General features: G+C 39.9%; 16 protein-coding genes. 14 read left to right on the top strand and 2 right to left on the bottom strand.

Features of this window, described 5'->3' with window-relative positions:
- Window positions 1-7 precede the first annotated feature (7 nt).
- Window positions 8-532 (top strand): redoxin domain-containing protein, encoded by a 525-nt coding sequence (locus tag NV379_RS22840; RefSeq protein WP_258209644.1) that lies wholly within the window; start codon window positions 8-10, stop codon window positions 530-532.
- 70 nt (window positions 533-602) lie between these two features.
- On the top strand, window positions 603-899 hold the full coding sequence (locus NV379_RS22835) for a hypothetical protein (RefSeq protein WP_258209643.1): 297 nt from the start codon (window positions 603-605) through the stop codon (window positions 897-899).
- 75 nt (window positions 900-974) lie between these two features.
- On the opposite strand, the gene NV379_RS22830 is transcribed toward NV379_RS22835, so the two are convergent.
- Window positions 975-1,190, bottom strand: a complete 216-nt coding sequence (locus tag NV379_RS22830; protein WP_373426153.1) for an excalibur calcium-binding domain-containing protein — start codon at window positions 1,188-1,190, stop codon at window positions 975-977.
- 518 nt (window positions 1,191-1,708) lie between these two features.
- Between NV379_RS22830 and NV379_RS22825 the strand changes: the two genes are divergently transcribed.
- The 10 genes from NV379_RS22825 (at window position 1,709) to NV379_RS22780 (ending at window position 7,841) form a co-directional block, all read left to right on the top strand.
- On the top strand, window positions 1,709-2,146 hold the full coding sequence (locus tag NV379_RS22825; RefSeq protein ID WP_258209642.1) for a hypothetical protein: 438 nt from the start codon (window positions 1,709-1,711) through the stop codon (window positions 2,144-2,146).
- 186 nt (window positions 2,147-2,332) lie between these two features.
- Entirely contained in the window at window positions 2,333-2,662 is a 330-nt protein-coding gene (locus NV379_RS22820; RefSeq protein ID WP_258209641.1) for a GntR family transcriptional regulator, read from the top strand.
- Complete coding sequence (locus NV379_RS22815; protein ID WP_258209640.1) at window positions 2,662-3,528, top strand: ABC transporter ATP-binding protein; 867 nt, start codon at window positions 2,662-2,664, stop codon at window positions 3,526-3,528. The genes NV379_RS22820 and NV379_RS22815 overlap by 1 nt, the downstream gene beginning before the upstream one ends.
- On the top strand, window positions 3,521-4,147 hold the full coding sequence (locus tag NV379_RS22810) for an ABC-2 transporter permease (RefSeq protein WP_258209639.1): 627 nt from the start codon (window positions 3,521-3,523) through the stop codon (window positions 4,145-4,147). Before NV379_RS22815 ends, NV379_RS22810 begins: the two co-directional genes overlap by 8 nt.
- A 459-nt stretch (window positions 4,148-4,606) precedes the next feature.
- On the top strand, window positions 4,607-5,680 hold the full coding sequence (locus NV379_RS22805) for a phosphotransferase enzyme family protein (protein ID WP_258209638.1): 1,074 nt from the start codon (window positions 4,607-4,609) through the stop codon (window positions 5,678-5,680).
- Between the two features lie 120 nt (window positions 5,681-5,800).
- Complete coding sequence (locus tag NV379_RS22800; RefSeq protein ID WP_258209637.1) at window positions 5,801-6,403, top strand: class I SAM-dependent methyltransferase; 603 nt, start codon at window positions 5,801-5,803, stop codon at window positions 6,401-6,403.
- 22 nt (window positions 6,404-6,425) lie between these two features.
- Window positions 6,426-6,587, top strand: a complete 162-nt coding sequence (locus NV379_RS22795) for a sigma factor (RefSeq protein WP_258209636.1) — start codon at window positions 6,426-6,428, stop codon at window positions 6,585-6,587.
- A 114-nt stretch (window positions 6,588-6,701) separates the two neighbouring features.
- Complete coding sequence (locus NV379_RS22790) at window positions 6,702-6,983, top strand: sigma factor-like helix-turn-helix DNA-binding protein (protein WP_258209635.1); 282 nt, start codon at window positions 6,702-6,704, stop codon at window positions 6,981-6,983.
- A gap of 143 nt (window positions 6,984-7,126) precedes the next feature.
- Complete coding sequence (locus NV379_RS22785) at window positions 7,127-7,408, top strand: sigma-70 family RNA polymerase sigma factor family protein (protein WP_258209634.1); 282 nt, start codon at window positions 7,127-7,129, stop codon at window positions 7,406-7,408.
- A gap of 64 nt (window positions 7,409-7,472) precedes the next feature.
- The gene (locus tag NV379_RS22780; protein WP_258209633.1) at window positions 7,473-7,841 is read left to right on the top strand and encodes a VOC family protein; all 369 of its coding nucleotides are present in this window, start codon (window positions 7,473-7,475) and stop codon (window positions 7,839-7,841) included.
- Between the two features lie 53 nt (window positions 7,842-7,894).
- Here NV379_RS22780 and NV379_RS22775 read toward each other — a convergent pair whose 3' ends face one another.
- On the bottom strand, window positions 7,895-8,572 hold the full coding sequence (locus NV379_RS22775; protein ID WP_258209632.1) for a DUF4386 domain-containing protein: 678 nt from the start codon (window positions 8,570-8,572) through the stop codon (window positions 7,895-7,897).
- Window positions 8,573-8,763: 191 nt separating this feature from the next.
- On the opposite strand from NV379_RS22775, the gene NV379_RS22770 reads away from it, so the two are divergent.
- Both NV379_RS22770 and NV379_RS22765 read left to right on the top strand, forming a co-directional pair.
- Window positions 8,764-11,169: an ATP-binding cassette domain-containing protein gene (locus NV379_RS22770; protein ID WP_258209631.1), complete on the top strand. Its 2,406-nt coding sequence runs from the start codon at window positions 8,764-8,766 to the stop codon at window positions 11,167-11,169.
- Window positions 11,166-12,155, top strand: coding sequence for a serine hydrolase domain-containing protein (locus tag NV379_RS22765; RefSeq protein WP_258209630.1), 990 nt, complete (start codon window positions 11,166-11,168; stop codon window positions 12,153-12,155). The genes NV379_RS22770 and NV379_RS22765 overlap by 4 nt, the downstream gene beginning before the upstream one ends.
- Window positions 12,156-12,215: the final 60 nt, after the last annotated feature.

Below are 12,215 nucleotides of genomic sequence, written 5' to 3'. Positions count from 1 at the left end.
ACGAAAAATGATTAATTGGGTAGTGATTGGAGTTCTGCTTATTGCCGTGACTTACACGATTATGACAGCTAAGGGCGGAGTGCAAGACCATGTAGTACGGATTGGACAAGCAGCTCCTGAGATTGAAGGAGTAGACATAAACGGTCGGGAAGTTAAGCTGTCGGATTATCGGGGTAAAGGAGTTGTTCTCCACTATTGGGGTTCTTGGTGTCCTTCTTGTGTGAAAGAAATGCCATTTATCAAACAAGCGTATGAATCGGCTATGGCTGGCGTGGAAGTACTAGGTGTAAACATGGGAGATTCAAAAGGAACAGCTCATGAGTTTGTGACTTCTCATCAGCTATCATTTCCTGTTCTAATGGATCCGAGTGGTAGTGCTGCAGAAGCGTATCGGATCAAAGGACTACCTGCTACCGTATTCATCACTGCACAAGGCAAGGTAGAGCAATTATATGCAGGTGAATTTACGAGTCTGGATCAAATCACATCGATAATGAAACGTATCCAGCCGAAAAAGCCTGACACCCAATAGAATCATAATTGTAATAGCTTAATCATATTTTGTTGAAGTATAATATTTACAATGAAGAGGGGTGATGGATATGAAAAAAAGGCATCTCATATTTATGTTTGCATTTCTTACCATGGTGATCCTATTAACAGGTTGTGTACCTGGAGATGGAGCTAATAACGCTCAAGATCATGCGGGATTCTTCTGGGGGATATGGCATGGATGGATTGCGCCTATTTCACTAATCATTGGCTTATTCAATCATGATATCAGAGTTTATGAAACATTTAACTCGGGCTGGTGGTATGATTTTGGCTTTTACATCGCTATCATTAGCGGTTTCGGAGGGCTTTCACTCTTCCGTCGTAAGAAATCAAATCGAGATTAATTTCTAATAGAACGAAATGCCAAGATTCCATACGGGACCTTGGCATTTCGTTCTATTTTTCCAAAAAGGAAGTAGCTATTGCTCACAAGCAATTAAATCGTTGTCGCGATCTAATTTCTTATTTAAGTTATAAAGCTCCTTGGATACATAAGGTTTGTACTTGGTTTTACCACCTTTGTTCTTCGCGGATGCAGTTTGGGCTACTCCACCCTTGTAATCTTTATTTAATTCTTTGCAATTTTTGTAAGCTTTAGCACTAGTTGCGGAAGAGGCGGAACCCATCAAGGACATGCTAAGTGACAACAGTATGACCGCACTAATTATCATTCTTCTATTCAATTTAACTACCACCTTATATTTGATGATATAATCATAATTGCAAAACATAGATTATTCAATTAAATAAAATATGAAGAATTTAATAAGACGAGGTGTAATTGTGAAAAGTAAAGCTCTAAATCTCATTTTTATAATATTAGGAGGTATCCCGTTAGTTGTTTATCCGTTTGTATTAATAGCTAATTTAATGGGACTTGCCGGATATTCATCAGGATTTGAAATAGGCGTAATTATTGGCTATTCATTTATGATTCTATCTACCATTTATCCAATCACGTATATCGTATGTTTGATCTTATTTCTAAAAAAAGGAAACAGACATATAGGGGTTACCATCGTGCCGTTGATTCATTTATTAATTATATTTATTCTGTTATATCTGTGGTCGATTTAATTAAATACCCTTCCAAGTGTAGATGAATGATTCAATTGAAGCTAGGAGAAACATATGAAGAAGATACTGATCATAGATGACGATGCCATCAGTGATTATATGGCTTGCTGTCATGTCGCTCGTTAATATTGTAAATGGGGTAATGCTTTATAGGAAGTATTATCAATCGAGCAGGGGATATAGTGATATTACCTTGATCGGCTTCGTGCCTTTCAAGGTTTCTTTTTTTGCTGTAGAAGGTCTCTATTTAACCAAAAGTGTATCTGGTAGGCTGAACATGCTAACGAAAGAAGATGTGCAATTGCTCGACAGGCTTGCTGACTATTTTAGAAATTTCCCTCGGTATAGTGGATTCCCAAATCAAACCTTAAGCGAACACGAGATCAAGATGTTTGAGCAACTACGAGACAATGTCAGATACGCTGGTTGGGGAACAGGACTAGGAGGCAATACTAGCGATTGGAATGAATTCATAGACAAGTCGAAAAAGCTAATGAGTAGAGTAATTCAGTAAAAATGTAAACTTGAAAGCCGCATACACTGCGGCTTTTTTATTTTCTCATCAAATAAGTTTGACGAAAGTGTAAATAGTGTATATATTATATATGTACGGTATATATACTTGAGTTCAACGAAGAGGTGTTGCAATATCAATATTATTTTATCCAACGCATCGAGTGATCCGATTTACATACAGATCATGAATCAGATTAGACAAAGCATCTTAAGTGGTGAACTTAGCGCAGGGGATAGTCTCCCTTCCATTAGGCAGCTAGCCAAAGACTTACAAGTCAGTGTGATCACAACGAAACGCGCTTATGAAGAGTTAGAAAAAGAGGAACTGATTGACACTGTTGTAGGCAAAGGGTGCTTCGTATCGGGTGTGAATAAGGATTTCATTCGGGAGCAGCGTATGAAGCGATTAGAAGAGAAGATGATGCAGATCATTCAAGAAAGCAAGGAACTTAGTATGAGCAAGCAGGATGTAATTGAACACTTAACTCTTATGTTTGAGGAGGACTACAGTTAATGAATGCTATCGAATTACGGAATATAACGAAGCATTACCCCTTATTTACAGTTGATAATGTATCATTAGATGTGAAGAAAGGGTATATTACAGGACTTATTGGTCCGAATGGTGTTGGTAAAAGTACGTTAATCAAGATGATGCTTGGCATGGTCCAACCAGACTCAGGAACAATCAGAATACTAGGTAGTAACATGCCGAAGCATGAGATTGATATTAAGCAGCGTATCGGCATTGTGTCCGATGATTGTTTTTATTATGATCACCTTACGATTGAGGAAATGAAGAAGATGATCGGGCCTTTTTATAAGAAGTGGAATGACAAGAAATTTAACAACTATCTCAATCAATTTGAATTGTCCCCGAAAAAGAAGATCGGAGATTTATCTAAGGGGATGAAGGTTAAGTTTGCTCTGGCAGTAGCTTTATCCTATGAAACTGAGCTGCTAATCATGGATGAACCTACGTCTGGATTAGATCCTATCTTTAGAAGAGAATTGCTTGATCTACTTGCAGATGTGATGCTTGACGAAAGAAATACAATCCTATTTTCCACTCATATTACAACGGATTTGGATCGAATTGCAGACTATATTGCGTTCGTCAATCGCGGGAAGATCGTGTTTAATGACACACAAGAAGACGTACTGGATAAGTACGTGATTGTGAAAGGTGACCATCAACTGCTCGATGCTGATATTCGCAAATATTTTGTCGGGATTCGTGAAACGGCGATTGGGTTTGAGGGCTTAATTGATAATAAACAAGATGCGGAGCATTTGTTTGGTAGTTATGCGTTATTCGATAAACCAACCTTAGAAGACATCATGTACTTCACCGCGAAGGGGGAGCGAGTCCATGGTTAACTTACTACATAAAGACTTCATTGCTCTAAAAAGTTCACAATGGATGGTTCTGCTATATTTGGTTGTATTTAGTATCGTTTTCATACCGAAGATGGATATGTCCCTTTATTTTATAGGAATCTATACGGCATTCGGTTCTATCATGCTTGCAACCATGGTGGATATCAAGAACAATAACTACAAGTTCCTTATCACGCTGCCAATTAGTCGTAAACATATCGTACGTGCCAAATACTTAACAGCAGTTCTGTATACTCTATTCGGTTTCCTTGCTTCAATCATTATTCACTGGATTTGTAGTCTTGCTATCCCGCAGCTTAACAAGCCTGAAGTTACAATCTGGGGTGTTCTATTAGCAATTGGTATGGTGCTTGTCTTAATCTCGATCTACATGCCGCTGTTCTATGCGCTGAGTAAGAAGGGAGCGGGAGTGATTAATGCGGTGTTCTTAGTCTCCATGATCCTTCTGGCTAATCCTGCTGCTATGCTAATTAACATGATGGGTGACAATAGTAGCAGCAACGTTCGAACATTTCTTATTGTGTGCATCGGTATCCTAGCTGTATTTATCGCATCTTATCACTTGACGGTGTACTTGTTTAAAAAGAAGGACCTATAGGGTCTTACTCATAAAAAAAGCGATTATATTCCCATTTAAACGTAGGGGTATGATCGCTTTTTGGTATGAACTGTTTGAAAGCAGATAGGGAAGGAGAATACGGATTCTATAATAACTTGACATACTGTTTTGATAATATCCGGGGACAACAGAACTCCAAATGATGAAAATGACCGATTAAGATATCGATCATTTTTATTTTATCACTCAAACTGATGGTTTTTTTGAATAGAATCGAAAAAGAGTTTGAATGAAATGAAGGAAAATTGTAGTAAATTATGAAAATATATTGTACAGTATAGATGTTGTTAATATGATTAACAATTGAAAATTTACCAAAAAGGAGGAGATTTGAACGTGAAACGTCATGCGCAAGGCAAATTGTTCAGCAGTAATAGTGAAGCAAACAAAAATAACAGAGGTATTAACAAGGGTTAATACCCAAAGGGGACATTCTATTTGAATTATAACGAAGTTGTAAAAATCAGTGATTCCATTCTTATTCCAATCGTAAACGTCTTATACGAGCTGGAAGGTTATGAAACAACGCAGATTAAGCCACATGAAGGTGGACGAAATCTTGTTTATACTTTTGAGAAAAAGAGCACTGATGCGTTAATACTCAGAATCGCATTTATAAAAGACAGAACGCGAGAAGACTTCTTAGGTGAGGTTGAGTATATTCGATATTTATTCGAACATGGAGCAAGTGTCTCGGATGTAGTGAATTCTACAAAAGGAAACTTACTTGAAGAGATCACTTATAAAGGTCACACCTATTACATCTGCCTATTCAAAAAGGCTAAGGGTAAAAGGTTTGTGGAGAATAACTATCGCTACCGTGAAGGGGTTCCACTTACCGAGTACTTCTATAACTGCGGTAAAACCCTGGGGAAAATGCACAAGGTGTCAAAAGGATATGCACCTAAACAGCCACGGTATAGCTTTCTTGATAAAATCAATGCTGATCTTATCGATGAACTCATACCTGATTCCTTACCTTTGCTGAAGGAGAAGCTTAAAGGGCTACTTCAAACCTTAGAAGGTTTGGATAAGGATCGCGAGACATACGGTATGATCCATTTTGACTATAATGATGGGAATTACTCGATTGATTTTGATACCGGTCAAATCACCATATATGATTTCGATAATTCATGTTTCGGTTGGTATATGTTTGACTTGGCTTCTGTCTGGGGAAATGGATTTGGTTGGTGTAGACATCATCCAGACGCTGATAAACGTATAGAACGTATGGATAATTATTTTGAAATTGTTCTTGATGGATACAGGTCTGAGACCCAAGTCGATGATTCGATGTTAGATAAGTTGCCTTTGTTTATTCAAGCCAATCTCATGGAAAATATCTTAGCATTATTTGAAATTATGCGAGACAATGGTGAAGAGCTTGAGTGCGATGAGGAACTTTCGTATCTGATCAAATGCATGGAAGACGATATCCCGTACTTTGGATTTTTCGATGAGATTTACTCCGTTGAAGAACCATTTGAGTACGAAGTGCGTAAAATCTAGTCATTCACATAATCAAGGCTGCCGATTGCAACATGCTTCGGCAGCCTTGTCCTTTTTTAAGAAGAAACATGATACAATATTTCATTAAGAGAGATTTAAAGACGACTTAAGGAGGTAATAATGGCGAATACAGATAAGTTTGATATGATCGCAAGTAGTTATGACTCACCGGGGCGGGTGCATATTGCTCAGGTATCAGCTGATGCTATTCGGGAATATGTAATCGACGCGGGTAATAAAAGCGCTATAGATTTTGGGTGTGGAACGGGTCTTGTTGGACTGAACTTGGTCAACGAATTTGCGTCTATGCTCTTTCTAGATTCTTCACCTAACATGATTCATCAAATTAAACAGAAAATTTCTGATGCTGATATTCAGAATGCAGATACATGTTGTTTTGATTTTGAAAAAGAGGGTCTATCCGAATTAAAGGCGGATTATATCTTTATGGCACAGGTACTCCTTCATATCCCTGATGTTGAATTTGTCCTTACTAGATTATATGAAGTTCTGAATGAGGGAGGACAATTACTCATCGTTGATTTTGATAAGAATGAGAATGTCGTGTCTGATTTGGTTCATAACGGATTCCATCAAGAAGAATTAGCTGGTATAATGGCTAAAATAGGGTATAAGAACATATGTTCTAAGACCTTCTATCATGGAACTCAAATATTCATGGGACAAGATGCATCTATGTTTATTCTCGATACTCAAAAATAACCTATAGGGCAGGGGAAGACTAGTGGAGTGGGACATAGCTGAGGAGTTACGTTACGAACTTATCGGATTCTGTTACAGAATGATGGGTTCCATTGCTGATGCGGAGGATGCGGTACAAGATACAATGCTCCGTGCCTGGCAGAACCGGAATCAGATTCGGCAAGATACTTCACATAAGTCCTAGATATATCGCATTGCCACGAATGTTTGTTTAGACAAGCTCAGACACGCCAAGCGTCGGGCACTGCCAATGAATTTGTCTGATCCTGCAACTAATATTATTGAACCAAAGGATAACTTGCCTAGAACCTCATGGATATGGCCTACTCCCGATATAGCTTGCGATCCCGCAGATATTGTGATTAGTAAAGAATCGATTCGTTTATCGTTTCTTGCTATGCTGCAAACTCTGCCGCCTAGACAACGTGCCGTCCTCATTCTTCATGATGTGTTTCGTTGGTCCGCCAAGCAAACAGCCGAGGCATTGGATATGACAACAGTTGCCGTTAATAGTGCGTTGCAGCGCTCGAGGGCTACAATGGCACTAGCGCATCTTAGGTCCGTACACTTCGTGAACTAGACGAAGAAGCAGACGAAAGACTTCTTAAACGCTACGTTGAAGCATTTGAAAACTACGATATTGATGCATTACTAACGTTATTCCACGAGAATGCCAGTTTGTCGATGCCACCTTATACGTTGTGGTTATGTGGCAAAATGAATATGGCATCATTTTATCAACTAACTCGCAGTCATTGTGCTGGTTCTCGATTGATTCCTGTTCGCGCCAATGGCAATTCTCCAGCTTATGCACAGTATGTGCCGTCTGAACATGATACAGCATTAATTCCATGGTCGATTCATCTTCTTGAGATACAAAATGGGAAGATTGCGCATATTCATCAATTCGCTGACCCTGATTTATTCGATCGATTTGGCTTGCCGCCACGACTAGATACAAATAAATTACTGGATTCGATTATTGATTTTACGAATAACCGATGATTTACTTACTGCTCATTCGTCTATACGTATGAATGACTATAAATCGAAAGGCGGAGATTTAATAATGTTGGATCGATTGTTTATTTGGATGGAGATTCCTGTATCGAATATGGAGCGGGCTAAAGCTTTTTATGAAGAAATACTCCAAGTTGAGATGCATATGATGCCTATGGGCGATTCTGAGTACGCGTTTTTCCCGGTTCAAGAACAAACCAATGGCGGAGCGTTAGTAAAAGGACCTCTTCATAAACCATCAATGGATGGCGTCACAATCTACATTGACGGTAAGCCGGACTTAGCAACTATCCTTTCAAGAGTTCCTGAAGCGGGTGGACAAGTGGTAATGGAGAAAACCTATGCGGGTAAGCACGCGGGGTATTTGGGGATGTTTGTGGATAGCGAAGGCAACCGCATCGGTCTTCAACATTTATAAGCAAAAAAAAGGGCCGTCCTAAGTAGGATGGCCTTTTAACTTGCGCTATCGGATTATGTGCGGTTAAATCCTCTAAGAATGAGCCATATCGCCAGAATCAATTGCTGAATCGCTATTGGAAAATTCAATACCATGTAAGTTGAATCCAGACCGATCAGACGAAGCATGAAGAATAGGCTAGCTGCGATAGATAGTATTGACCCAATAAGACCTAGTAGAGATAACCATCGAGGGACTATTTTTACTTGAAAAAAGATGAAGTTAAACAAGAACATCGCCACAACAAATGTTAGTGTCGTCGCCACATGATTGATCAAATCACGACCTTCACGCAATAATCCGCCTAAGATTTCAAAATACGAACCATTGAGAGACCCGACTTTTGCAAAATCCTCGCTTAATTTCAATAACAACAGAAGAATGATTACACCAATCATAATGAATACACCCGAAATGATACCGAACGCAGCGGATCCAAGCGCTAATCCTTTACGAGACGGACTTAAAATCGGATACAGCATAATCGGAATACCAACATAGGCAGCAATCATTAATAACTGGGAAGACCCTCCGATTAGGACTTGATTTACATCTGTAGAAGATTTGGCAAGATAATCAGTTCCATCTATAACAGGAACAACACTAAATATCCCTGTCACGAGCCCAACCAGGAATAACACACCAATAATGACGGCAGACTTTCTAGTTGAATGTGTAGATGTACTTGGCATAATGAACCTCCTTATAATCCGTTTCAACGATAATTGCTGTTACTATTCAGTTTATAAGTAGAAGTTGGGATACAGTACATCAGTTGAAGGAATTTGGTAAGAAAATGCAGAATGGTAGGAGCAAATACAGTGATTGTAGAGTTCGAACTTATTGGGTGGATAATTACTTTAATTGCCGCGTGGAGGGTAACATGAATGAATTTATTGAAATAAAAGGTGCACGGATCCATAACCTGAAAGACATCGAAGTGCGGATTCCGCGAAATAAGCTGACTGTCATTACCGGTGTATCGGGTAGTGGTAAATCAAGCCTAGCTTTCGATACTTTATATGAAGAGGGCAAGCGTAGATACCTTCAATTTTCAGGGGAACAGTACATGGTTGAAACGACCCCTAAGTTTGACACGATTACAGGTCTATCTCCTACTGTTGCGGTAGAGCAGCGGGTGATCCGTCAATCCAATCCGAGAAGTACAGTAGGAACACGTTCGAAGGTTGGGCATTTATTAGCTGTTCTCTACTCAGCCTACGGTTATCGCCAGCCGATGCACGATGATGGCTTGCCGCTTTCGATGGAGTTTTTTCAGAAAAATTCCCCTAAAGGCATGTGCGTGAAATGCTTGGGAACCGGTCGATACAATGAGATTAACGAGGACGCCATTATCAAGCTCGATGTTCCGATTAAAAGCTTTTTTAATGGTTTTTTGATGAAGCACAGATTGTATCGAGTGAATTTTAAAAAGTTCTGCGAACTGCATCAAATAGATGTGAATCATACAATCGGTACATTATCGGATGATTTATTGGTGTTGTTCAAATATGGTTGTCGAAGAAGCGGGTTTGTTGGGGCTGTCGTATTTTTTCAGGATATGCAGAAACATGTGACCAGTAAGTACATCCGGCACAATGGTGCGGATAAAGAAATCGATATTTTTGGAGTCAAAGCGATCCATGTAACTTGTCCCAAATGCAAAGGCTCGGGTCTTGGTGAACAAGCCCTTCATACGACGATTTTAGGCAGAAAGATTACAGATTTAGAGAATATGTACATAGACGAACTATTGAACTTCTTTATTCATCATAGAGGCGAATTACCTGGTAAGAATCTCATTGATGAGATCATCATGAAGCTAAAGTGTATGATAGATGTTGGATTGCACCATCTTGCGCTTTCCCGTCAAGTGCCATCACTCTCAGGTGGTGAAATTCAGCGACTCTTCCTCGCCTCGTTTATTATCGCAGAGATGGATTCGATCATCTTTATTTTTGACGAACCAACAATCGGGCTTCATGAAGTGGAAAAGCAAAATCTAATCCAAATCATACAAAACCTTGTGAAACGCGGTAATACGGTTGTAGCTGTAGAGCATGACGAAAACTTTATGCGTGCTGCCGATTACATAATAGACATAGGTCCTGATGCTGGTATTTACGGAGGTGAGCGAATATTCCAAGGTAGTCTAGATGAATTTATGTTATGCAATAACTCTAGAACCGCACCTTATCTTGCTGGCGCTAAAGTAGTAAATCTTAAACCTAATGATCGGACGATTAGTAATCAAAAAATGCTAACGATCGAGCATGCGAATCTGCACAATTTGCGAGATGTCTCCGTATCGATTCCACTTGGTGTGATGGTAGGTATTGCAGGGGTTTCGGGTAGCGGGAAATCCAGCTTAATTCACGATACGTTGGTACCTAAGCTGAAGCAATTATTGAAGAACAAGCTAGTTCATGAAGTGGATGACGATGAGATCTCGTCTATGATTGATGATGTATCTGTAACAGGCACGGAACATATTAAAAAGTGCATTGTAGTGGATCAGAAGCAGATCGGCAGAAGTAGAACGTCTTGTCCGGCTACTTATACGGGAATCATGGAGCGGGTTCGCACGATTTTTGCAAAAAGACCTGAGGCACTTGAGAACGGCTATGCAGCTGGCCTGTTCACGGTGAACTCCCAGGGTGGATGTAGAGCATGTAAAGGAGAAGGGTTTAAGAACTTTTATATCGGATTCGGGAACTCGATCGAAGTGGATTGTGAGATGTGCGGTGGAACAGGCTATGTGGAAGAAGCGTTAAGCGTGAAGATCGAAGGGAAGAACATTAAAGACATCTTGGCGATGAGTGTGACGGAAGCGGCGGATTTTTTCGGACGTGAAGAATCGGAATCTTATGATAAAACAATATCCAACATCCTTGACACACTTATGCGCGTCGGAATGGGATACATTACACTTGGACAAAAGACTCCAACAATATCAGGTGGCGAAGCGCAAAGGATCAAGCTTGCGAAAGAACTTTGCAAACAAAAAGGTAGTGGAAATGTCTATATTCTGGATGAACCGACAACGGGTCTTTCCTTCTACGACACGGATCGTTTGATTGAGCTCATGCATCAGCTTGTTGATGCTGGGAATACAATGATCGTCACGGAACATGATCCCTATGTACTCGCAAACTGTGATTTCATTATCGAAATGGGGCCAGGCGGCGGTAGTGATGGAGGGTATGTCCTTGCACAAGGTACTCCGCAGGAGTTATCGTCCAACAAGGATTCGATTATCGGAAAATATCTGAAGCAGGTGCTAATATGAGCTATGAATGGATGATTTCTACTCCTGAAAAAGAAGGAATGGATTGCAGCATTCTAGACCAAGTAGATGATTATATCAAGCAAAAGCGGTATCGCCTTGTTAATAGTGTTCTAATCGTGAAAAATGGCAAGATTGTTTTTGAAAAATACTACAATAAGTTTAACGAGACTAGCAGAAACAATATCAAATCCATTTGGAAAAGTATTCTTTCCATTACGACAGGCATATGCCTCGACAAGGGGATAATCAAAAGCTTGGATGAACCGATCGGGAACTATCTGAAGGAATTCGCACAAAATACTCATCCCTACCACAAGCTTATCACGATTCGTCATCTACTGAGCATGACGTCAGGTATCTATTGGAATAGTGGGGTTCATTATCATTGTCCGATGCTCGTTCAAATGATGAGAACAAGCGATTGGATGGCGCATATTGCAGATATCGAAATGAAAGGCGTCCCTGGGATGCATTTTCAATACAAGGAATGGGATGTCATGCTCTTATCTGCGGTAATCGGAAGAGCTTGTGGGGTAACGGCTTATGACATCACCCAAGAGTATTTGTATCAGCCACTCGGTATCACAAGCGGGAGATGGCCACAAAGTCCATGTGGTTTTTCCTATACGGTCATGAAAGGGGAGGAAGAGTCCGATCTATCCGCAAGAGATCTTGCCAAGATCGGGATGCTGCTTCTAGATAAAGGCAAGTACAACGGAAACCAGATCGTTTCCTTGGATTATGTCATGCAAGCGGTTCATTCTTCCAATACAAATGCTCCGTTCGGCCCATCATCAGGTGTTTGTGGATATGGGTTTCTATGGTTGCTTTTAAAGGATGGATACGGATGTCGAGGGTATGGAGGGCAGGAGGTTAATATCATTCCAGATAAGAGTTTTGTAACTGTTATTCAAGCTACTCCAACACCTTCAAGCAAATTGTATAAAGATATTCATGAAAATATATTGAGAAAAGCTATTTTGTAGAAACTCCTTGATGAAATATCTATAAAAGATTCCGAAAACAAGGGTGTTGTATATCGCATG

It is taken from the genome of Paenibacillus radicibacter (assembly GCF_024721995.1).
In the GTDB taxonomy this organism is placed as follows: domain Bacteria; phylum Bacillota; class Bacilli; order Paenibacillales; family NBRC-103111; genus Paenibacillus_AM; species Paenibacillus_AM radicibacter.
This window is presented reverse-complemented; position numbering and strand designations above follow the sequence as displayed.

Excerpts from the sequence above, each read along its gene's own strand:
- NV379_RS22840 (WP_258209644.1), top strand. The coding sequence starts at position 8 with ATGATTAATTGGGTAGTGATTGGAGTTCTGCTTATTGCCGTGACTTAC.
- NV379_RS22835 (WP_258209643.1), top strand. The coding sequence starts at position 603 with ATGAAAAAAAGGCATCTCATATTTATGTTTGCATTTCTTACCATGGTG.
- NV379_RS22830 (WP_373426153.1), bottom strand. The coding sequence starts at position 1,190 with ATGTCCTTGATGGGTTCCGCCTCTTCCGCAACTAGTGCTAAAGCTTAC.
- NV379_RS22825 (WP_258209642.1), top strand. The coding sequence starts at position 1,709 with ATGACGATGCCATCAGTGATTATATGGCTTGCTGTCATGTCGCTCGTT.
- NV379_RS22820 (WP_258209641.1), top strand. The coding sequence starts at position 2,333 with ATGAATCAGATTAGACAAAGCATCTTAAGTGGTGAACTTAGCGCAGGG.
- NV379_RS22815 (WP_258209640.1), top strand. The coding sequence starts at position 2,662 with ATGAATGCTATCGAATTACGGAATATAACGAAGCATTACCCCTTATTT.
- NV379_RS22810 (WP_258209639.1), top strand. The coding sequence starts at position 3,521 with ATGGTTAACTTACTACATAAAGACTTCATTGCTCTAAAAAGTTCACAA.
- NV379_RS22800 (WP_258209637.1), top strand. The coding sequence starts at position 5,801 with ATGGCGAATACAGATAAGTTTGATATGATCGCAAGTAGTTATGACTCA.
- NV379_RS22785 (WP_258209634.1), top strand. The coding sequence starts at position 7,127 with ATGGCATCATTTTATCAACTAACTCGCAGTCATTGTGCTGGTTCTCGA.
- NV379_RS22780 (WP_258209633.1), top strand. The coding sequence starts at position 7,473 with ATGTTGGATCGATTGTTTATTTGGATGGAGATTCCTGTATCGAATATG.
- NV379_RS22775 (WP_258209632.1), bottom strand. The coding sequence starts at position 8,572 with ATGCCAAGTACATCTACACATTCAACTAGAAAGTCTGCCGTCATTATT.
- NV379_RS22770 (WP_258209631.1), top strand. The coding sequence starts at position 8,764 with ATGAATGAATTTATTGAAATAAAAGGTGCACGGATCCATAACCTGAAA.
- NV379_RS22765 (WP_258209630.1), top strand. The coding sequence starts at position 11,166 with ATGAGCTATGAATGGATGATTTCTACTCCTGAAAAAGAAGGAATGGAT.